The organism is Clostridia bacterium (genome assembly GCA_034926675.1).
GTDB lineage: Bacteria > Bacillota > DTU025 > DTU025 > DTU025 > JAYFQW01.
Map to the genome: position 1 here is coordinate 1 of JAYFQW010000081.1, position 21,946 is coordinate 21,946.

The 21,946-nt window shown below is 59.2% G+C and carries 18 protein-coding genes; 14 read left to right on the forward strand and 4 right to left on the reverse strand.

Features of this window, described 5'->3' with window-relative positions:
* The 3 genes from VB144_15050 to VB144_15060 form a co-directional block, all read right to left on the reverse strand.
* Positions 1 to 735, reverse strand: a 735-nt coding sequence (locus VB144_15050; protein MEA4884943.1) for a hypothetical protein, incomplete at its 3' end; no start/stop codon positions are given.
* On the reverse strand, positions 686 to 1,513 hold the full coding sequence (locus tag VB144_15055; protein ID MEA4884944.1) for a hypothetical protein: 828 nt from the start codon (positions 1,511 to 1,513) through the stop codon (positions 686 to 688). The genes VB144_15055 and VB144_15050, both read right to left, overlap by 50 nt.
* Before the next feature lie 27 nt (positions 1,514 to 1,540).
* Positions 1,541 to 1,894: a hypothetical protein gene (locus VB144_15060; GenBank protein MEA4884945.1), complete on the reverse strand. Its 354-nt coding sequence runs from the start codon at positions 1,892 to 1,894 to the stop codon at positions 1,541 to 1,543.
* Positions 1,895 to 2,435: 541 nt separating this feature from the next.
* Here VB144_15060 and spoIID point away from each other — a divergent pair.
* From spoIID to VB144_15085, 5 genes are all read left to right on the forward strand, one after another.
* Positions 2,436 to 3,407, forward strand: coding sequence for a stage II sporulation protein D (gene spoIID / locus VB144_15065; protein ID MEA4884946.1), 972 nt, complete (start codon positions 2,436 to 2,438; stop codon positions 3,405 to 3,407).
* Positions 3,408 to 3,493: 86 nt separating this feature from the next.
* Positions 3,494 to 4,111, forward strand: a complete 618-nt coding sequence (locus tag VB144_15070; protein ID MEA4884947.1) for a M23 family metallopeptidase — start codon at positions 3,494 to 3,496, stop codon at positions 4,109 to 4,111.
* A gap of 68 nt (positions 4,112 to 4,179) precedes the next feature.
* Positions 4,180 to 4,437: a sporulation transcriptional regulator SpoIIID gene (spoIIID, locus tag VB144_15075; GenBank protein MEA4884948.1), complete on the forward strand. Its 258-nt coding sequence runs from the start codon at positions 4,180 to 4,182 to the stop codon at positions 4,435 to 4,437.
* 113 nt (positions 4,438 to 4,550) lie between these two features.
* Positions 4,551 to 5,561, forward strand: coding sequence for a rod shape-determining protein (locus VB144_15080; protein MEA4884949.1), 1,011 nt, complete (start codon positions 4,551 to 4,553; stop codon positions 5,559 to 5,561).
* Between the two features lie 40 nt (positions 5,562 to 5,601).
* A complete protein-coding gene (locus VB144_15085) occupies positions 5,602 to 7,491 on the forward strand; it encodes a SpoIVB peptidase S55 domain-containing protein (GenBank protein ID MEA4884950.1) in 1,890 nt (629 codons plus the stop codon).
* Between the two features lie 14 nt (positions 7,492 to 7,505).
* Here VB144_15085 and VB144_15090 read toward each other — a convergent pair whose 3' ends face one another.
* Positions 7,506 to 8,525 (reverse strand): SDR family oxidoreductase, encoded by a 1,020-nt coding sequence (locus tag VB144_15090; GenBank protein ID MEA4884951.1) that lies wholly within the window; start codon positions 8,523 to 8,525, stop codon positions 7,506 to 7,508.
* 161 nt (positions 8,526 to 8,686) lie between these two features.
* Here VB144_15090 and VB144_15095 point away from each other — a divergent pair, with 161 nt between their 5' ends.
* From VB144_15095 to VB144_15135, 9 genes are all read left to right on the forward strand, one after another.
* The gene (locus VB144_15095) at positions 8,687 to 10,975 is read left to right on the forward strand and encodes a hypothetical protein (protein MEA4884952.1); all 2,289 of its coding nucleotides are present in this window, start codon (positions 8,687 to 8,689) and stop codon (positions 10,973 to 10,975) included.
* A 59-nt stretch (positions 10,976 to 11,034) separates the two neighbouring features.
* Complete coding sequence (locus VB144_15100; GenBank protein ID MEA4884953.1) at positions 11,035 to 12,765, forward strand: BamA/TamA family outer membrane protein; 1,731 nt, start codon at positions 11,035 to 11,037, stop codon at positions 12,763 to 12,765.
* Between the two features lie 100 nt (positions 12,766 to 12,865).
* Positions 12,866 to 13,321: an OmpH family outer membrane protein gene (locus tag VB144_15105; protein MEA4884954.1), complete on the forward strand. Its 456-nt coding sequence runs from the start codon at positions 12,866 to 12,868 to the stop codon at positions 13,319 to 13,321.
* Between the two features lie 86 nt (positions 13,322 to 13,407).
* The gene (locus VB144_15110; protein ID MEA4884955.1) at positions 13,408 to 14,241 is read left to right on the forward strand and encodes a hypothetical protein; all 834 of its coding nucleotides are present in this window, start codon (positions 13,408 to 13,410) and stop codon (positions 14,239 to 14,241) included.
* A gap of 15 nt (positions 14,242 to 14,256) precedes the next feature.
* Positions 14,257 to 17,535, forward strand: coding sequence for an LptF/LptG family permease (locus VB144_15115; protein ID MEA4884956.1), 3,279 nt, complete (start codon positions 14,257 to 14,259; stop codon positions 17,533 to 17,535).
* A gap of 24 nt (positions 17,536 to 17,559) precedes the next feature.
* Complete coding sequence (lptC, locus tag VB144_15120; GenBank protein MEA4884957.1) at positions 17,560 to 18,237, forward strand: LPS export ABC transporter periplasmic protein LptC; 678 nt, start codon at positions 17,560 to 17,562, stop codon at positions 18,235 to 18,237.
* Positions 18,230 to 18,943: an LptA/OstA family protein gene (locus tag VB144_15125; GenBank protein MEA4884958.1), complete on the forward strand. Its 714-nt coding sequence runs from the start codon at positions 18,230 to 18,232 to the stop codon at positions 18,941 to 18,943. The genes lptC and VB144_15125 overlap by 8 nt, the downstream gene beginning before the upstream one ends.
* Before the next feature lie 93 nt (positions 18,944 to 19,036).
* Positions 19,037 to 21,253 carry an ABC transporter permease gene (locus tag VB144_15130; GenBank protein ID MEA4884959.1) on the forward strand — a complete coding sequence of 739 codons (2,217 nt, stop codon included), beginning with the start codon at positions 19,037 to 19,039 and terminating at the stop codon, positions 21,251 to 21,253.
* On the forward strand, positions 21,180 to 21,920 hold the full coding sequence (locus VB144_15135; GenBank protein MEA4884960.1) for an ATP-binding cassette domain-containing protein: 741 nt from the start codon (positions 21,180 to 21,182) through the stop codon (positions 21,918 to 21,920). Before VB144_15130 ends, VB144_15135 begins: the two co-directional genes overlap by 74 nt.
* Positions 21,921 to 21,946: the final 26 nt, after the last annotated feature.

Below are 21,946 nucleotides of genomic sequence, written 5' to 3' on the forward strand. Positions count from 1 at the left end.
GTACACATGCTTCGGTTCGGGGCGTCCGGTCCCGGGCATAGTCATCGAAGTTGGTTTCTCAAAGTGCAGGCTGTATTCGTACGAAGTCTTGTCCCAGGTGCTTGCCTGCCTGTATGCCCAGCTGGCCTCCACTCTATCCAGGGCGTCGTACTTGTACCATGATGCGGCCCAGTCGCCGAACCCCGGGCCCGTCTGCACAGCGCTCCAGAGCAGCCTGCCCGCGATGTCGTATCCCTGGTATGCTAGTCGCTCAGGCTCCCCGACTCTCCGTGGGGCGCTCTCCTTCTCCCATCGGACCGCAGCCGAGTACCCGACCGGCGCCATCTCAGGCGGGGCTGGCGGCAGTGACATGGGGACCGACCCAGCGCTGACGCGCCATACTTCAGAGAACGTCCTGTCAACATCGCTTACGTTTGCCTCTTTGGGATAGTAGGTTCGTATCCTCCGTCCGAACGCATCGTATTCGTGCTTGGTCTCATGCGCTGTGCCGAACGCATCGTATTCTCGCACCGCGTATCCCAACGAGTCGTACTGCACACGGGCGACCTGCCGCCAATCTTCCTCTTCCTGCTCCGCGAGGACGAAGCGACCTAGGCCGTCGCATGTCTCCCTGATTCTGTGGCTGCGGTCGTCGGCTATGGGCTCAGCGATTGTGACTGAGAACTTGGAATCGTCGTAGACGCGGCTATACACGGGGCGTTTGGGATCGCCAAGGCTTTGTGCTGGCCTTTCCACTGTCAGAAGCCGCCCGATGCCATCGTAAGTATACCTGTTGTATGATGCATTCGCCGAGGGATCGCCGACGGTGAACTTGTTGTACTGTATCACCCTTCCATACCATCCTTGCGGTCCTGTTCTCGAGCGTCGTGATGCTTGGCCTTGCTAGAACCTTTGCCTTGCCCGAACTCTCAAGCATTCTGATGTGTGTTACGATCTCAAGCGCACTCCTCAGCCACGGCCTTGCCTTGAACACGTCCCCGAATTCCTGCGGCGTGGTTCCCGGGGGAAGCTCCGTCTCTTTCAGCGCGAGCGTGAACACCGGCTGGCCTTGACTTCCCTGCCAGTCGATGCCCACGGAGCCCATATCGTCGGAATACGCCTCCACAATCTCGACGTCGAACGAGATCAGGGCTGGAACGCGGTCGAGTTCTCCAATTGCGTTCTCAACCTGATCCATATCTTCGACGGGTGCGGTTACTGCGATGGCGTTCGCGCCTCTTATGGGCGTCAGCCTTGCTGACTGAAATTGGCCTTGCAGAGACATCGCGGTCTCAGCGGCATCGGCGTAGCAAAGACGGACGAGCCGAAAAGCCTGACTCTCGAGCCGACTGTGGGACGGATTCCTAAGGTAGCCATCAAGCGCCGCTCTGACTGCATTTACTTGACTGTACGGACCTCGGACCACTACAGCCTTCAACTCAGAGAACGGCTGCGCCTCAATGTCTTTCCCTACTGCCTCTATCAGTGGGAGGATTGACTGAAGATCCCAGGCGGAGACGTCGAAGACCTGCACCCGCTCATCACGATGTACAGGTCTCCGTCAACCGTTGCCTGGGCGCCCGACGCCCTGGCTATCGTCTCGAGCGTGCTCGAAGGGGACGTTTACAAGGCAAACGGTGATCTTCGCGTTGATGGCGTCATCGATAACGATGTTCACGCCAGCAGCCGATGCGAGTTGGGAGATCACCAACCTAGCATCCTGGGATGCCGCGTTGATGGACACGAGGGGAGAATGCACTTCAGAAGCCGGGCTCGATGCGCAAGCGCAGGAAGCGACACCGCAAGTCGCGCAGAGGAACACGACTAGCGCAGCAAGAAGGCGCCACAGGCGGAACGACGCTGTTTGAGCCTCGAGATGAGTGGGAGCGGACCTGCGAGAAACTGCCTCGGCCATGGCTTCCACCTCGCGTGCATAGCCACATGGCAGCGAACACTAGCACATAGAAGGTGAGAGCATCTTGCAGGATTTGTGGCTTGATTCTTTGGCACTTACAGATTCCTCCCACTATTTAGCGATTCCTCCTTGCAACAGCTCGCGAAATCACTACAGATATCTATGAATTATGTGATTCTTCGATGGCCTTTGTAAGGGTATCATCTTCACTGCCCTAACCATCCCAACCGAAAACTAACAGAAATCGCGCGCCTTCTTCAAGTTCCACTCTGCGACTGATGCCTTCGTCTTGGACAACTGGCGCTGCCGCGATCGCCGTTGGGGACTCTGACCCGGCAGGTCTCGATCGCGTCAGGTACACCACCAATGAGTGTAGGCACACCCGCAGGCGTGCCCACCGCGCGCCAAGCCATCGGTTCTTCGCATTTGCCTGGACCTCGCCAGCCCTACTGCGAAGCTACAGAGAGTTGGCGGGCGGGTTCTAGCTTTGTCCGGACTGAATATGCTCTACAGGTGGCTTTGCGCCCCTGGAGGTACGGCTGTGGGGAGGTTCCTGTGTATCGCTGCGCTGCTGTGCGTACTCGTAATAGTCGCAGTTCCGAGTGGGATTGCCCTGCTCATTGGGTCGCCGAACCGGGATCGCGAGGGGATCATGAGCATTTCCCTGTACGATTCCAGCACGGGCGCAATCAGGCGGATGACTCTCCAGGAGTACCTTGTGGGTGTGGTCGCTGCGGAGATGCCTGCCTCATTCGGATATGAGGCCCTGAAGGCGCAGGCGGTGGCTGCGAGGACCTACACTATCCGCAGGATCATCCAGAACAGGGAGGCGCCGTGCGACGCACACAGGGGAGCGGACATGTGCAGCGATCCCGGGCACTGCCAGGCGTGGTGTTCCAGAGAAGAGCTTGTCCGGAAATGGGGTGTGGCATCGTACATATCCAATGTGCGGACTATCATCGGGGCAGTCGCCGACACGGATGGTCTTGTGATGACATATCAGGGCCAGCTCATTGATGCCGTGTACCATTCCTGCTGCGGAGGAGTCACTGAGGACGCGGCAGATGTCTGGGGCCGGAAGGCGCCTTATCTGGTCCCTGTGAGATGCGATTACGAGGGAAGGGCAGGAGGGCTTACAGAATCAAAGACCTTCACCAGCGCTCAACTCATCGCAGCATTGGGAATCAGGGATCGGGCGGTTCCGACGCTCTCTTCTGGAGTGAGGGTGGCGGCGACGACCCCCACTGCACGAGCCAGTGTGGTTTCGGTGTACGGCGTGCCTGTGCTGGCAGCCGACCTCCGTCGGGCTCTCTCCTTGAAATCCACTGCGCTTGCGGTGCGCAGTGATAGCGGCAAAGTCACGTTCACTACTAGAGGATACGGCCACGGCGTCGGGATGTGTCAGTGGGGAGCAGATGGCATGGCAGCTGCCGGCATCAGTTTCGACCGCATTCTCCTGCATTACTATACCGGGGTTCAGATTCAGAGAATCCGGTTGGGGCCTGGGGAATAGACACACCATGGCTTCCGTGGCCTTCGGCCTGGAAGTCACGCATACCCCTGCCTGCCTCGGGGAAGAATTCGCCCCGAGGTGGTTTCATGCTCAGGAAGAAGATCTCTGCGCGTTTGGTCGTAATTACGGCTGTCGCCGCAGTGTCGTTGTGTATCGGCTATTCTGCGGCCCTCGTCTGGCCATGGCGCGCCACGGCGCCAACTGGTCCTCAGGTGACTGCGGCTGGGATCAAGACTGACACCGGGGACACCTGGATCTCTGCAGGCCTAGATGCAGCTACGCCGGTCAGCGCTCCGGCGCCAAGAAGGCCAGAGACGATGACGATGCCAGTTCAGGGGAAGGTGGTCGCGGACTATGGCTGGCAGCGGGATCCCATCCTTTCGGACTGGCGATTCAGGGACGGAATCGACATTCTGTGTGACGCGGGTGCGCAGGCGTCAGCAGCACTATCAGGCACGGTGCGCGAGGCAGCTGGGAATGGATCATCCGGCTTCACAGTAGTCCTGGAACACAGGGGCGGAGTCTCAACGGTCTACGCCAATCTCAGGACGCTTTTGGTATCCACGGGCGACTCAGTGGAACAGGGGTCTGGCATAGGGGATGTGGGGGCATCGCCTGAGGCAGGCGGCAGCGTGCTTCGATTCAAGGTCGAGTGCGAGGGGGAGCTCAGAGATCCCGCGTCCTGCATGGGGCTTGTGTTCTAGCTGAGGAATAATCCCTCCCTGTACGAATACCTATCTAGCAAACGACAGGGAGGGAGGCCGGACGACACATGAGGGAGTACATTCGTCGGCGCGTCCTTGAAATAACTGACCACATGATTGAGACCAAGGCCACGGTGCGCCAGACGGCGCGCCTGTTTAATGTGAGCAAGAGTACTGTTCACAAGGATGTGACCGAGAGGCTTCCCTCGATCAACAAGCAGCTTGCACGCAAAGTAAAGAAAATTCTTGACCAAAACAAGGCCGAGAGGCATATCAGAGGGGGCGAGGCGACCAGAAGGAAGTACCGCACCGCTCTCCATAGCTGATGTATGATGGAAGGTGAAACCGGACTGAGGCCGAATTCTACCGAAATCCAGAGGATGACCCGCAGTGACTGGTTCAAGCTGGTCATTCCCCTGGCACACCCGGGGGTAGCGGAATGGCGTGGTCACAGATGGACATGGGAATCGACTTAGGCACTGAGAACATCCGGGTCTTCGTTCGAGGGCGGGGAGTGGTTATCGACGAGCGCTCAGTAGTGGCAGTGCACGCCCGGACCGGCCAGTTCCTCGAGGCCGGGAACCGAGCGAGCGAAGCTCTGTACAAGGACCCATACGAGAGGAAACTCATCAAGCCGATTTCAGCCGGGGCGATCTCTCGATATGATGGTGCGCTGATGATACTGAGGTGGGCCATTGCCAGGGCCATTGGCGGCGCGGTCATCCGCCCCAGAGTGGTATTGTCGGCGCCGTCGCGTGCAACCGACGTGGAGAGGCGAGCTTTGAGGCAGGCCGCGATGGAGGCTGGGGCGCGTGAGATCGCTATGATCGAGGCCCCGATGGCCGCTGCGATTGGCGCCGGCATAGATGTGTTCGAATCCACAGGGCATATGGTTGTAGACATAGGAGCAGGTGTAACCGATATTGGCGTGATAGCCATCGGCGGGCTGGTTGCTGGGGACAGGCTCGACACTGGAGGAGACAGCTTCGATAAGGCCCTGATAAGGTACGTTCGCTCGTCGAGGAACCTGATGTTAGGAGACCGGGCCGCAGAATGCATGAAGGCGGAAGTGGGAGCGGCGCATGGCGGCGTCGCTGCCCTTTCCATGATAGTGCATGGGCGCGATCTCGCCTCGGGCCTCCCAAGGGAGGCCAGTGTGACATCGCAGGAGATCTCCGAAGCACTGTCAGCGTGCTTGCGGGACATCTCCGATGCGGTAAGATGTGTAATAGAAGCAACACCGCCTGAGCTAATAGCGGATATCTCTGAGCACGGCATACTCCTTACTGGCGGAGCATCGCGCCTGCGAGGAATCGCCGATTGTGTCGGGGAAGCGGCAGGTGTTCGCGCGCTGGTCGCTCCTGACCCCGCGAGGTGCGTGATTAACGGCCTTGGAAGGTTCGCAGAGGGCATGGACCTGCGCGTGACATCCAGCGTCAAAAGAGTATGATTGGTCTAGTCAACAGGCATCGAGAGGAGCGTTGCGTCGAGTGTTTAGGAGGATTTCGTCTGGGAGATTTCTTGCCTTCGCGGTCATCGCTTGCATTGTCGTCCTTTGGGCGCATTCACCGGCCATGGCCGCCTCCAGCGGTGTGCCTACCATGGGTGTTCACGAACTCACTCCTGGTATGGCGGCATCCGGCAGGACGGTCTTCGCAGGAACGGCGCCGGAGGACTTCCCAGTGGAGATCCTCGGAGTGCTTCCCGGGGCCGGACAGGTCGGAGATCTCGTGCTGATCCGGGCTTTTGGTCCTGCCATTGATAAGGCAGGAGGCATAGCTGAGGGCATGAGCGGCAGCCCGGTGTATGTCGACGGGAAGCTGATCGGCGCAATAGCATTCGTTTTCCCGTCGGGGGATCAGTCAGTGGGGATGGTTACGCCAATTGCGGACATGATGAGGATGCTGTCGTATCCAGACAATGCTGATCGAAGCGCATCAGTTTGGACAGGCGCTCCCCTAGGCCTTGTCGCATCTACGGTGATGGTGAGTGGCCTATCCGGCAGGGCATACGATAGACTAGCGGATTCGCTGAAGAAGCTCGGAATTGCGGCCAGGCAGGGCGCTGCATACACAGCTGCTGCGGGGGTCAGTGGAAATGGATCGTTTGCCAGCGGCTTGTCACAGGTCGAGCCCATAATTCCAGGCTCTGCCATAGGGGTGCAGCTTGCGCAGGGAGATATCGAGATCACTTCATTCGGGACTGTTACGTACGTCGAAGGGGACAGGTTCCTTGCGTTCGGCCACCCTCTGCGCGGTGTGGGTGTGACTGACCTTCCTGCGTGCTCAGCGTATGTGCATGGCGTGTTCAAATCGAACGCATCGCCGTTCAAGGTGATGTCGTCAGGACGTCAGGTCGGAGCATTCAGTCAGGACCGCCTGACTGGCATGCTGGGCAGGACTGGCGCGAATGCGGCGATGACGCCCGTCAGGGTGCGGGTGGTTGACGGGGAGACGGGACGCGAGAAGGAGACCATCGCACGGATTACCACAGATGACCTGATCATTGCCGACGTATTCGGCTCCGCAGTTCTGGCCGCAACCGACCGCACGCTCGAGCGAGTTGGAAAGGGCGCAGCAACCGTCACTCTCAAGGTAGACCTGGACGGCAGGGAACCTTTCGAGCGGATCAACACGTTCTGTAGTAATTCGGATGTAGCTGGGGCGAGCGCGTCGGAGGCTGTGGACATCGTAAACCTGATCGCTTCCAACACCATTGAGAGGGCGAAGATCTCGGGCATCGATCTGGTCGTGCAGGTGGACCCGGTGCGCCGCACTGCCGCCATAGAGAAGGTCAAAGTGGCTCAGAATCAGGTGAAGCCAGGCGACACCATCGATGTGGAGGTGACTCTGAGAGAGTACCGTGGAGAGAGAATCGTAAAGACGGTGCAACTGGCAATCCCAGAGGATGTGCCGGGCGGTCCGATCTCCATATGTGTGAGGGGTGGAAGCCCTGCATACGATGAGGAGGATTACAGCTGCCTCCCACCGACCATCGAAGAGCTTCTCAAGATGGATCTGGACACAATGCTTGAGAAGCTTGGCGCCCGCTACCGCGGGAACGAGCTTGTCGTGGAACTTGAGCCATACTATACCGACGAAGCCGGGACGCCTGGCAAGGAGGCGCCTGCCCATGACGCTTCCGGGGAACCGCAGCCCCATCGGGGCAACCCGCTGGATTCTGCCAAGGGCATGGATAAGCAGCAGGATAAGGCGGCCAAGCCGACTATCGCGCCTCCTGAAGAGGAACTGTCTCCTGAGCCTGTGGTGTCGAAAGTAGCGACAGACTGGGTCATCGAGGGGATCAGGTGGGCAACTGTTGAGATAGAAACACCTGTGGATGACGTCCCCATTGCGGACGAGACTGCATCCGACTGGTAAGCTGGGATGGACGCCTACGCCAACTGCCCGGGTTGTCTTGAGAAGACGGCTCGGGCCTTTCGCTGTTCAGCAAACCATCGCAGTGAATCAGAGATCGAATCCCGAAGCGGCCTTGGTGAGTATCCCAGCTCTCTTCTGGCCTTCGCGCTGCTTATGTCGCAGTTCGACAGCAGCGTTTCGATGGAATACTTGGTGATGCGAGTTGGGATCCGCGTCAGAGCCGAGACCGTCATTGCTACGTGAGCCGCGACCCGAGCAAGCCACGCCGGAATCCTCACGCGAGTGATCCGACGCCTGCCAGATACCTCATCGACTACCCGGCCCAGATTCGCTACAGTGATGCACTCGCCGGACAGAATATAGGTCTCGCCAGGCCTGCCTTTCTCGCATGCGAGTATGTGGCCGATGGCGACATCACGGACATCAACGAAATCGTAAGCTCCTTCCGGGACGGCTCTGAGGGAGCCCGATGCGAGATCCAGAAGCACCTGGCCCATTATGGATACACGGTAGTCGTAAGGACCGATCACCCCTGTGGGGCAGACGATCACCGCGTTCAACCCGCGCTTGGCCGCGTTGAGCACTGCCAGAGAGGCGTGGGCCTTTGACCTGTCATACCCACCCCTGGAGCGGTTGGGATCGAATCCGCACGATTCGTCGATGGTGCGGCCCTTCGGCGGCTCTACCAGGGAATGAATGGAGCTGGTGTACACGAGCTTCTTTACCCCTGCACGTTCCACCGCAGCAATGACGTTGATTGTTCCCTCAACGTTTACTCTGTTCACAAGCGCCTCCTGCTCAGGGGAGATCACCACGAGGCCTGCGACGTGGTAGACGGCCTCGGCGCCAGAAAACGCCCTGTCGAGGGAATCCGGATCCAGTATGTCTCCGCGGACCACATCTACATCCAGCCCTGAGATGGCGCCCGTATCTTCAGACGGCAGAACCAGGGCCCTTACCTGTTTTCCGCGGGCCAATAGCTCCCGAACCAGCACATTCCCGATGTGGCCAGTTGCGCCTGTCACGACGATCATTTCACGCTCATCCTCCAAACATACGGCGCTGGCCGAGCCCGCGGGGCGCCCGCATGAACAGGCGGCAACGATGTTCCGCCAGGCCTCGGCGACTGACTGACCGTTCAGTCAGTTACAGTATAGATCTCACTGCCGTGGCTGTCAACGAGGCGATCTGCCCAGTGGAATTTAATGGGACAGTCCTCAACATATGCGCAGCCCGGAACGTTTTCACGCAAGCGCGCTCGAAGGTGGAGGGGAACCGATGTCGAACTCACCGAGTGGTGATATATGTGAAACGTGCGATTGCAGTTGTCATGTGCCTGCTGGTGGCCGTTTGCGCAATTGCGGTTTCCTTGCGCATGAACTTGCGTGGCATTACATCGCGGGCCATAGAGCACGCCATCTCCCGCGCCACCGGCGTGGAGGATGTGGGCGTTGGGGCAGTGGAACCTCGAGGGTTCCGCTCGCTTCGGATATCCAACGTTAGGATCGGCGATGCGATTTCCATCAGTGAGCTGACTATCACATACGATCTCCGGGGTCTTCTTCGCGACAAGGTGAACCCAGGGCGGAGCATCACCGCGATGGAGGCGGGCCGAGTGCGGCTCGACTGGCCGGAAATGCAGCTCCTTGCCTCCGGCGACGGCGGTGGCGGTCGCGCCAGGCTCAATGGCCTCCGCAGCGATAGAGGCGCGTCCCGCGCAGCCCAGTCAGGCAGTGCCTTTGGTGGTTTCCGGGGGACCATATCCGTGAGGGACGCTGAAGTGAAGCTAGCTGGCGGGGCCAACCCAACACTGCTTCTCGCCACGGAGGTCCGGGCGGCCTTGGGGCAGCCGTTGGCGCTGTCGCCTGGGTCCTCTCCAGACCGGACCGCAGATGCGTTCCCCGGTTCTTCCTGGAACGTTTCGGCAGAGCGTGTGGAGTACGCTGCCGAGACCCCATTTGTGGTCGGGCGCCCCCAGGCCGTAGTATCGATAACGCCAAGCGGAAAGGTGCAGGTATCGGGGCTTGGGGCAGAACTCCTTGGGGGCAGAGTGGAGAGGGCGTCGGCACTTCTAGACCCAGCGGGCGCCCGGTTTCTGACGAGCGCAGGAGCGGTGCTGTCGCGAATCTCATATCGGGGGGTCGCATTCACGGGCGACGTTGAGATTCGAGAAGACGGATCTGCGGTCACTCACGCTATCGTCGATCTTCCGCAGGATCTAGGAGGCCCTGCCCACGTGGATGCGAGCTTCGTCGGGCGTGTAGCCTTAGGCCTCGATGCTGCTGTTCCAGGAGTGGCGAAGACCGATCCTCTGCGGCTTTCGGCAAAGGGCGACCTTCATCTTAATGCTGTCCGCACTCAATGGGGAGAGTGGCATGATCTGAAAGCATCCGTTGAAATCATGGCCTCAATGTCCGGAATTAGGGTTGACGCCGGCGCCAAGAGGACGTCGCTTTCGGACCTCGCCGCGGGCGGCGGGGCATCAGGCGTGGTATCTGGCTGGGTAAACTGGAGCGCAGGTGTTGATGTCCGAAATGGCTGTGCTCAAGCGAATGTGGACATCACGGACGGCCTCGTGAAGACGCCCCTGTGGTCTCAGGAGTTCCAGGATATCGCTGGGCGCATAGAGATTGCCAACACCGACGCGCGGCGTTCGCCAGGGGAGAGGGACGTTGCAGGTGCGGACCTGATGCACGGCATTGGCGCCGTCGTTCACGTGCCGAGCCTCAGGGGGACTATCGGCGGAGGCCAGGCGGAGGTCGCAGGGGCGCCAGGAGCCTGGAGAATCATCTTGAGCGGGGCGCGACTCGAGCATCAGCTGCTGAGGGGCCAGGTGAATGCAGACCTCTTAGTGCAGGGCGGCGCCTCAGACGGCCTTATCCTGTCGGGCGACATACATCTGAGCCATGCAGAGGTGGATGCCGTAACGGCTGGGTTCTCCCAGGTTCCATCATTGCCTGATGCCGTTCTCGATTTGGATCTGCAGTTTGGCGATGACGTGAAGATAGTGAGGGATGGATCCTGGGCTATCATGGCCCCAGGATCCATTAAGCTCGGCGGATCGGTGCGAAACCCCAAACCAGAGGGCGTTCTCATCGCAAGCGGCGGCGCGGTGGAGTTGTCAGGTGTTCCGCTTGAGATCGTCTCGGGGCGCATCGACTTTCCGGGCAAGGCAGGAGGGACGCTCCAGTTCGGGCTGGAGGCGCGCGATATGTCTGCAGAACCCCCGATCGTCGCAAGCATCACAGGTGAACCGGGCAAGGTCAGCATTTCCATGAGGTCTGACGCGGCAGAAGAAACTGACCAAGGAGGACTCCTCATGAAACTTCTCGACGCTCGTTTGCGTCTATACATGTTGAGCGGCATTGGGAGGCTCCTGGATGAGAGCGTGGATTCGTCCGCAACAGTGTCCTCATCCCGGACCCGCACTGAGAAGGAATCGGTGTGGGGGAGTAGAATAGGGAATCCGACCATTAGCCCATGATCACAGCCAGAGGGTGCTGTGGATATGGAAGTTGTCGCATGATGTGGGAGGGGAGACTGTTGAAGGACGTTCGCTTCAGTAGGTTCTGCGGTATTCTGGCGGTAATGGTTGCCGCGGTCCTGCTGGCTTCATCGGCAGCCTGGGCTGCCGAGCCGAAGTCGCTGGGTAAGGTAACCGCTATCGAAGTCCAGGGAAACCAAAGGATCGATTCGGACATAATCATCCGTGCAATGGCCATCAAGGTTGGCGATGAACTAACAGAGCAAGCAATCAACACTTCATTCGGAGCGATCGATGCTCTAGGATGGTTTGCCGACCTAGGAGCAAACACCGCCCCTTACTTGGGCGGAGTCAAACTGATCGTCATCGTTCAGGAGTTCCCGGTGATCAGCAAGGTTAGCATTAGCGGCAACAAACTGATCGGCTCCGATGTGCTCACGGCAGCGCTTGGCTCAAAGCCCAACGCCCAGCTCAATATGAACACGCTGAGGGTGGACCTTCAGGCTCTTGGAAAGATCTATCAGGACAAGGGCTACTGGGTGAGCATTGAACCGTCCGTTCAGGAACAGGGCGTGCTCTCCCTCAATGTCTTCGAGTGGACAGTCGCCGATGTGCGGGTGTCCGGCAATGAGAAGACCAAGGCCTACGTGATTCAGCGGTCTATCCAGACGAAGTCAGGCGACTACGTCGACGTAAACAAGATAAACGACGATCGCCGCCGCGTGTACATGCTGGGGGCCTTCGAGGACGTGGAGGCGAAGGTGGAACCGGTCCCTGGCAAGTACGAGTATGCCATCAACTATGTGGTCAAGGAGCGGAAGACCGGCACTGCCAACATGGGAATAACCTACAGCTCTGCAACTGGCCTAACTGGCTATTTGCAGCTCGGCGACGAGAATTTCCTAGGCAATGCCCAGACCGTCAACCTCAGGGCGGAATTCGGAGGCGGCCAGACGAACTACGAGATTGGCTTCCACGAACCCTGGGTCGGGAAGTCCGGGAAGACATCTGCGGGCTTCAACCTGTTCGCGAAGTCCGTGGAGAAGAAGTACACGCCCGCGGAGGATGTGGACGACGGAAACCCTGATACCCCCGCCCCAATCCAGTACAAGCAGCGAAAGACTGGCGGAGACGTCACCATTGGGAGGTCTCTGTCTCTCAATACCACTGCATCTCTCAAGCTGAGAATAGAGAATGCTGTCAATACTGCTGTGAACCCTGAGGATCAGCTTCTGACGCCGGCGGGCGGCAACACCCGGTCCCTCACCCTATCAGCGCAGAACGATACGAGGGATGATCTGTGGAACCCAGCCGCGGGTCACAGGGTCACGGGGTCTGTCGAGTATGCCGGAGGCCTGCTCGGGGGAGATGCTTCATTCTCCAAAGTCGAGGCTGAGGGCTCGATTTATCGCCAGGTCCGCGAGGGGCACATCCTCGCAGGCCGCGTCAGTGGCGGTTTCGGGCTTGCAGCCCTTCCAGAGGATCAGCAGTTCAAACTGGGAGGGGCCGAGACAGTTCGCGGGTACAACTACGGGGATTTCCAGGGCGACAGAATGGCCCTGGCGAACGCGGAGTACAGGTTCAGCATCGTGAAGGGATTCCAGGGCGTGGTGTTCGTCGATGCGGGGCAGGCATGGAAGATCGGTGAGCCATTCCAGCTTTCCAACACCAAGATGGGGTATGGAGTGGGCGTCCGGGTGATGGTGCCTGTGCTCGGCATGATCCGAGTTGATTACGGAATCGGAAAGAATGGCGGACAGGCCTACTTCAGTTTCGGTCAGACGTTCTAGCCCTGCGGACGCAGTGGATGTATAATGGGTAGGCGCCGCGACGCCGTGGCGCCTGCCTTGCTTGTGATGAATTGGAGCTCAGAAAGAAAGGATGAACCGAATGTTCAAGAACCTTCCGAAGACCCTTGTTACTATGCTCATCTGCTCAGTTGTCATCGGCGCAGGCGCCGGTCTCATGAACTTGGCAGTCTCCTCGGCCGCTCCTGAGCCGGTCGTGATCGGAAAGATAGATGGCCCCAAGCTGAACAGCGAGTTTCCCGCACTGAAGGCAGCCTGGGACAACATCTCCAAGCAGAAGGCTACACTGGAGAAGGAACTGAACTCCAAGGCCGAGAATCAAGACGAGGAGACCCAGAAGGTTCTCCTCGACCAGTACAACAAGAAGTACAACGACTATGCCAAGACGCAGCTTGAGCCGGCTACCAAGTCCCTCAAGGATGCCATTGCGGCTGTTGCTAAGGAGAAGGGCGTCAACGTCGTCCTCGACCTCAACGTTGTGCATCTCGGTGGAATCGACATTACCGACGCCGTGATGAAGAAGGGCGGCGCCAAGTAGGAAGGCGTGTCGTTCCGGAAATCGTATGGGGAGGCGCGCTTGGCGTCTCCCCATTCTTCTAGAGAGCAGCGATGGGGGTGGCGTAGATGAGTACTAGTAGGATGATCTCCGCGATGTTCACCGCCATCTTCGCATTGATGCTGCTCCAGGGGAATGGGGAAGTGTCAGCGTGCGTCGGAGCGCGTCCGATGGCCCTGGGAGGGGCATTTGTGGCCATGGCGGAGGGCTCATCCGCAGTGTACTGGAACCCCGCGGGCCTTGCCTGGCTTAAGTCGGGGGATGCAGGGCTTACTGCCACCCTCAACAACAAGTGCACCTACAACTACGACCTCTTCGTTTCTCTCTGCTCACCTCTGGCTCAGGGGTGGGGTGTGGGCTTGGGCTATGTCCTCTCCACAGTCGCTGCCGGCGCCGGTGTTCTCCGAGAGGATTGGGCAGTAGCGTCGGCTGCCCGGGCCATCGACGATCAACTCGCCATCGGCGGCAGCGTGAGAATGGAGGCAGTGTCCTTTGAGCCGGAGTCCCCATCCACGAGGCTGAGGTTCGATATCGGCGTCATGTACCGGCTTACTCCGAAGCTCAGCGCCGGGCTGCTCATCCAGGATCTATCAGCAGGTTCGTCGGCCGCCAATATCAGACCGGGCCTCGCTATCAGGCCAGATGACCGTAGCCTTCTTACCATTGATGTTTACGATATGGTCGGGGCATGGGGGCGCCCGAGCGGAAGGGCCGGATTCGAGAGACTGGTAGGGGATAATCTCGCTCTGCGCCTGGGGTGCTACGGGTTCAGCCCAGGATTCTCCTGGGGCGCACTGACCCTCGGCGCCGGCCTGACAGCCGGGCCATTTCGTGCTGATTACGCATTCCTCGGCGGAGCCCTGGGCGGCACTCACCAGTTGGGGGTGGAAGTTGCGTTCTAGCGAGGTGTCAACTGGATGAGGATTCTCGACCGTTACGTCATCCGCGAGTTTGTAGGGCCGTTCATCCTGTCTGTTTCGGCGTTCATAATCATCATGCTAAGCGGCCAGCTCTTCTGGCTGATGGATCTGATCATCCAGACACACGTCCCTGCGCTCGCGGTGATGCGCATGCTCTTATACAGTCTGCCTGGGATAGTCGCTCAGGTCCTGCCAGTTGCTGTGCTCCTGGCGGTCATGTTGGGCCTGGGTCGCCTCAGCCGCGATTCGGAGCTCTCGATCATGCGCGCCATCGGAACCCCTTTCGCGAGGATTGTGCTGCCGCTGATTGCCGTTGGCGCTGTTGTGAGTGGAATCGGCTTCTGGCTAGGGGATTCCGTAGTGCCATGGGCGACTCATGAATCGGAGAACATCGTTAGGCAGATGATCCTGAAGGACGTCATGCCCAATGTGGAACAGGACGTCTTTTTCAAGGCGCCGGAGGGCAGGTTCGTCTATGTTGGCAAGGCTGATCCCGCGAGCGGGCTCATGGAACGTGTGATGGTGTATGAAACCAACTCCGGCGAATTCCCTCGGATAGTGACAGCCATGTCAGGTCGCATATCCGGGCTTTCCTGGCTGCTTACTGACGGCGCCATCCACCAACTGGATTCACGAGGGCGCGTCAGCATGTCAATGTCCTTCGAGAGCTTGGATATCAAGATGGACAACACGTTCGACCAGTTTGTTGCGAACCAGAAGACTCCTCAGGAGATGAGCAGGCGAGAGCTTAAGCAGAACATCGACCTGTTCGAACGGAGTGGCATCAAAGTCTCCGGGCTGCGGATCGATTACCACCTGAAATCGGCAGAGCCCGTGGCGGCCTTGGTGTTCGCTATTATCGGGGCGCCGCTCATTACCAAATCTCCTCGGCGAGGCGGCGGCTACTTCGGAGTGGTGGCAGCGGCTGTGCTGGCGCTTGCGTACTATGTGGTGCAGGCCATCGCCAGATCGCTGGCATCCCAAGGGACGGTCCCTCCACTTCTGGCCGCATGGTTCCCTAACATCCTGTTCCTGGCAGCAGGCCTCGCCATGCTATTTTCAGTTGATAAGGTGCGCGGCTTCCGTGCGCGGCGGCGCATTCCGATGGCTGCTATCCTCCTCGGTGCGCTGCTTCTTGTCGCCATTGCGCCTTCGGCTGCGAGGGCGGCGGATTTCCCAATCGACGTGCGCGGGACCTTGCTGTCGTTCGATGGCGCCACAGGGATCTGGGTAATCTCGGGGCAAGTGAAGATATCATTCAAAGACACGAAGATAACCGGGGATAGCGCGGAGTTCGATCTAAAGGACAACATTGCGGTGATACGCGGCAACGTTGTGGTAATCCGGAACGATGAGGAACTCCGAGGCGATACTGTGACCTACAACGTCTCCACCGGGGACGTAATTGCAGGCAACGCGTGGGCAAAGATCCGCGATGAGAAGGTCACCGGTTTCCTTTACATGAAAGGCGCGGAGTTGGAGAGGAAGGACAGCTACGTTCGCCTCTCTGACGGCGCCGTAACCACGTGTGATCTTGACAACCCCCACTATAAGGTGGTCGCCGAGAGAATGGAGATCTACGTAGACAGCAGAATCGTCCTACATGGAGTGGCCTATTACGAAGGGAAGGTCAAACTCCTGTCGCTTCCCCACCTTACTATTCCGCTCAAAGAGGATGAGAGGTTCGAGCTTCCGAAAATCGGGTACGGAGCTGCGGAAGGCTGGTACATCAAGACCAAGTTCAACTACAGGATCAATGATGATGCCACGGGGTCTCTGTATGCCGACTACTATCAGCTGCTAGGGCCTGCGGCTGGCGTCAGTCAGAGGATCAACCTTGGCAAGATAGGCGAGTTCACAGGGTATCTCTACGGGCTCTGGAACATCAACTCGGACCGGCTCGACACCACAGTCGAGCTGACCCACGCCGTGTCGCTCCCATTCGATGTATCCTCGAAGGCGGAGCTGAAATTCAGGGATTTCACAACGTCAGCCGGGTTGCCTGCCCTGGAGAGGACCTATGGACTCAGTTTGCACAGGCAAGCATCTGGGTCGGCAACTGCGTTGACCTGGAACACCACCCAGCTCGAGTCGGTATCGGATACCTCAAACACTACTCTGATCCTCAAGCACAGCTCCACGTTGCCGCAGCCGCTCTCTGTCAGGCTCAACGCCGACGCTTCATTCAGGCGCCAGACTGCGGGGGATTCTGTGGTGCGCAATGTGCTCAACTACAGAGTGCAGGCGGATAGGGCATTCGGGCCGATTACCGTGACGGGCCTGGCCCAATCCCAAGTTGTGATCGACGATGACTCAAGCCAGGATGGCTCGAACGCGCCACCGCCTCCGTGGAAGGCGCTACAGAGGCTTCCCGAAATCACGGTGAAGGCGGATCGGCTGGAGATTCCAAATACTCCGCTGAGAATGGGCGTAAAGATGGTCTATGGGCGGTACACTGAGGACGCGATAAGAAATGGAGTCAGATCGGATATTACGGCTGGAAAAGGAGAGGCCGAGCTAACTCTCGGAATGGACTCGCGCAAGCTCACTCAGGGCCTCAGCGTGGATGCGACTGCCAGAGGAGTGTTCAGCCTCTATGAGGGGTACGGAGCACGAGGAGCTGCAGGCTACACCATCGGCGCCTACGTTGCCCCGGTGCAAGGATCTACACTGAGGATAACGTACAACAAGACCGATGTGATCGGAGCGTCTCCGTTCATGTTCGATCGAATGGCGGAGACGAGCAGGCTTGCTGCGAATCTTACCGCCGTGAAGGGTCCGCTCAGGCTCACCCTCTCCAGCGGTTACGACTTTCGGACCCACACCTACGATAGCCTCACAGCCGCTGCCAGGGTGGATCTGGGTGGTGGGATAGCGGCGGACCTGTCGGGGTCGTACAGCATCTCCACGGGGAAGCCCACATCTCTTGTTGGAAGGGTAGTGGTGCAGCCCAATCCGGATCTGGATTTCAAGGCCGCTGCGAGCTACAGTTTCATCACGGGGAAGCTTGCAAGGGTGGAATCCTCTGCGAACATGAAACTCAGCTCCGACTACCGGCTTGCTTGGGCAGCGGTGTATGATGTGGCCAAGGGCGGCCTGATCAGGGGAGATATCGGAGTGACCCGCGATCTGCACTGCAGGGAGATTTCGCTGCTGTACGAATACACATCCCGCAGAGTGTGGTTGGACTTCCGGATCAAGGCATTTCCAGGGCAATCCCTAGGTTTCGGGCTAGGAGAGGATGGCGTGATCCTGAGCCAGCCCAGCCTGTTCTGATCATGGAGAAGGAGGCGGCCTGCTGTGAGCTTGAAGCTGGCCCGAACTGCAGCAGTCCTGGCGGCGGTCGCCATTGCCTGCGTGTATGTGTATGCGTTCGTGGTTCACAGGCCTTCACCCGCTCGTGATGGGCCAGATGTGAGCCAAGGCTTGATACGACCTGACCTGGTCTTCAAGGGTGTTCAGGTTGAGGGCAGAGAGGCCGGCGAGCGGATCTGGACCTTGTCGGCAGCCAGGGTGGAGGCAGGTGCGCGGGGATCTCAGACCAGGCTTGACGAAATCACTGAGGGCGAGCTATATCGGACGGGCGAGGCCCATTACGCTTTCAGTGCGGGCCGGGGTGTTCTGGACTCCTCTACTGGGATGCTGAGCCTCATGGGTGGAGTCAAGGTGGGCAGCGGCGGACGCGACCTGCTTGAGGCTGATGAGGTGAGATGGGACCCTGCTAGATCCATGGTGATAGTGCCCGGCCCGGCGAGACTTCACACAGCCAATGGCGAGGCCGCCGCCTCCTCCCTTGAGATTGATGTCAGGTCCTCCGAGATACTCACACAGGGCGAGGTGCATGTCGACGAGGGGAACTCGGGGCCGGGATCGGGAGTGACCATCAAGAGCGCCAAAATGCGTATCAACCCGGACACCGGGTCGGTAGAGGCAGAGGGCGCGACGGAGATCACATTCCGGGTGAGTTCTGATGAGTAGAACTGGGATGAGAGGAGAGGCGAGCGAGATGGCATGGCGCAGACTCGGGGGATTTCTGATGATGGCGCTGCTCTGTGTGGTGGCGTCACTTCCCGCTGCTGCAGCTAACAAGGATGTCATAGTGCGGCTGGGGGACAGTGGGAGAACGACCTACCAGGGGGCAAATGGAGACACTGTGCTGGAGGGCGGTGTAAAGATCGAGTACGGCGACACTGTGATCACCGCCCAGCGAGCAGTTGTTAACATGGGAGCAGGTAAGGCGCATCTCACAGGCGGCGTTACGCTGGTGCAGGGCGATGTCACACTCGGCTCCGACGCCATGGATGCTGACCTTAAGAAAGAGACCGCTGTGCTGACTGGAAACGTGAAGCTTCAGAAGAAGGAGCAGCAGGCCGAGAAGGACTCATCCGGGAAGGCCAAGGTGTCGACGATCGTGATGACCTGTGCGTATCTGGACATCTCCACTATCACTCAGGATTTCACTGCCACCGGGCCCGTGAGCATAACCGTGGATAAGCAGAAGGCGCAGTCTGCGAAGGCGACCTATTCCAACGCCCAGAAGGTCCTCGTGTTGACTGGTTCTGTGTTTATTCAGGGTGGAGACGGCGAGACCATCAAGTGTGATAAAGCCAGCCTACACACTGACAAAGAGGCAATTGAGGCCGAAGGCAAGGGAATGGAGATCACATTCGTGATCAAGGACTAGCTCCTCGACTATCCTACCAGTAAACCAAGGAATTCCCCGACATACTAGTGGGGCGAACATGCTATAATCTCCGTGAATAGGGGGTTTAGCTGCATGTTCGCCCTTTTGCGCGATGGGTTCGTCCGAGACGTGATCGCCGCAGTCCTTGTGACGATCATTGTCGGGTCCGGCGCAGTGCTTGCTGTATCGAACGGCGCAGACCGGTTCTTCGGCCGCGCAGTCTCGGGCGTCCTCGGCGAAGATGGGGAGTACGACATGGTTGTCCATGTAAGGGCCGAGGTCCGGCGTGAGGCTGCCCGCGCAATTGAATCTGACATCCCCCGGGAACTGCCGGGAGCGCGGGTGAAAGAGGGTGTGACAGTCCTGTCGCGCTCGAATTTTCTTGTGGCGCTGCCGGAAAAGAATGCCGAATCATTTGATCGGCTCGTCCGCGTCGCAGCGGAAATCCCGGGATACGTTGGGTACACAGTAGTGATGGAGCCGAAGATCACAGTGAGCGGAGTGGGGCCTGGGGTGGCTCCCTTGATCACTCCTGAGCTTGAGAAGATCGATGGGGTCCTGTTCACTGTGCAAGCAGGCGGCGAGATCCATCTTGTGTGCGATTCGCCCGAGTCGGCTCAGTCGGCTGGCCGGACAGCGGAGGCGCTCCTCAGCAGGCGACAAGTGGTCGACATCAGAATGGCCCCGGGGAGCGAGGCGCTCCTCCCGGGCAGTCCAGCCCGGAGTGGACTTCTGGATGGGATCAGGCGCGGCGCGTCCAGTGGCGCGTCCAGTGGAACACATCACGGACTGTCAGATGCGGAGGTGCACGACGTCACGCCCGATGCAGCCATAGACGACTCGTCCAGATTAGCATCTACTCTTCAGAAGATGCGGGGGTTCCTGGAAACGTGGGGCCCAAAGGCAACTGAGTTCTCATCATCTCTTGACGAGGCAGAACAACTGCTTTCTGACTTCCACAGGGCGGTGCAGGGTGCACTGGTTGCAGCCGAGAGCTCTGAGAAGGCGCTGGCCGAGTATGAGAAGGCCCTGGATTCCCTGATCAGCCTGCAGCGTGCACTTGAAAGGATCGGTGTCGGCGAGCCCAGTCCGCTCCGGATCGACCCGGAGGCCATTGATTCACTTGTGGAACTGACCGACAAGGCCATTGCGGAGATCGCGAGGCTACGCGAGACTGCGGAGGCAGTATCCCTGTTCACCACGAGGTACGATCCTCTGATGGGCAACCTGAAGCTGTGGGAGGGCAGGCTCGATTCCTTCGCGCGGAAGCTCGAGTTGATCCGCTCTGCGGCAAATGGCGCCGGAGGAGTGGCGGCCGTCCTGAACGACATGTCGACGGCTGCATCTGGGATTCTCAGGACATTGCAGGAGCTTGATGCAACGGGCCTTCGGCATAAGGTGGAGGCGGCGCGAGAAGACCTCTCTGTGGCCTCTGCGGTGGACGTAGAATCGATAGCCGCGAAGGTGAGAGAGATGAGAGACTCCATCCCAAAGCTATCTCCCGATGAAGCTGATGGCTCGATTCAGCTCATAGATAAGCTAGTGGAGGAGCAGCGGGAATTTGTTGGCAGGCTTCAGATTCTTGTGATCTCGGACGTCTCATCGAAGGAATTGACCAAGCTCTCCCGGCTTGCGGCGGGCCCATCGGCGGCAGCATCCTATGCGTTGCCAGCAGGGGTAGTTCAGCCGGGAGTGAGATCCGAAGTCCGAACGCTCCTAGGCTCAGTGAGGAGCACAGTGGCTGGAATGACAGCTCTGGGAATCACCATTATGTCCCTGGTGTTCGACCACGCGGCGATCATATCCACGGCTGCGCACATGGGAGACCGACGGCGCGGGAGGCCGGCGCCGGGAGTGGCGGGCTGTCTGTACGGCGCCACGATCGGCGGCGTGACCCTGTGGGCCATCTCATTCATCGCCGGCGCTTCCGTAGCATCCCTGGGGCGACCTGCTCTTGCCGTTGTCGGAATGGCGACCGGTGCGACGGTGGCGATGATGGCGATGCGCGTATCCCCGGTGAACGCGGACGAGATCGAGGCCTGCGCAGCACTGGGCATGAACCCCTCCGCGATTCTGCGCGAGGTAATCCTCCCAGCAGGCAAGCCGGGCGTTATCTCCCTTCTGAACAGGTCGCAGCTGGTATTCGCAGGATCCTTCCCCGACGGATTTGTGCAGAGTATAGGCGGCGTGGACGATGAGGGAGCAGTGGATCAAACTGGATGGGAGGTGGACACTGATGCTCAGCATGCGCCGACTGACGCGCTCCTTCGGCCATCGGATAGCGCTCGCAAGCTTCAGCATGGATGTTGAAGAAGGTCAGACAGCTGTGATCATGGGGCCATCAGGCTGTGGGAAATCCACGGTTCTCAGGAGCATCATCGCGCTTTCACGACCGGACTCAGGCGAGATACTGTGGCAGGGCAATTCGGTGCTGGATATGTCAGAGTCGGAACTCCGCCAGTTCCGGAGAAAGACCGGGTTCGTGTTTCAGCGGTCCAACCTCATAGGCAGGCTGAATGTGCTTCAGAACGTGATGCTTCCCGCCGTGATGGCTGGGACCGGCATAGATGTGGCCCAATCATGGGCGATCGCGGCTCTGGAAGGAGTGGGTATGGAAGACCGCTCGTCAGCAAAGGTGACCGAGCTGTCAGGCGGAGAAATGCAGCGGGTGGCCATAGCCCGCGCGATTTCAGGCCGACCCAGATTGGTGCTGTGGGATGAACCCACTGCCTCTCTTGATCCCATCCTGGTAGTTGACACGCTGAAGCTTATCGAGGGGCTGATAGATCGCCTGGAGGTGACCATGGTGGTAGTTACGCACGAAGTCAGCTTCGCTCGCCGAGTTGCCGACAGGGTCATCTTGATGGAGCACGGCGCCGTAGTGGAGGAGGGTCCGCCCGACAAGGTTCTGGTGTCGCCCGAATCCCGACTTGGTGCGAGGTACGCTGGCTGCCTATCTTACCTCGAGGGGCAATAGAAGGAGAACGCGCTGGGCTGTAGAAA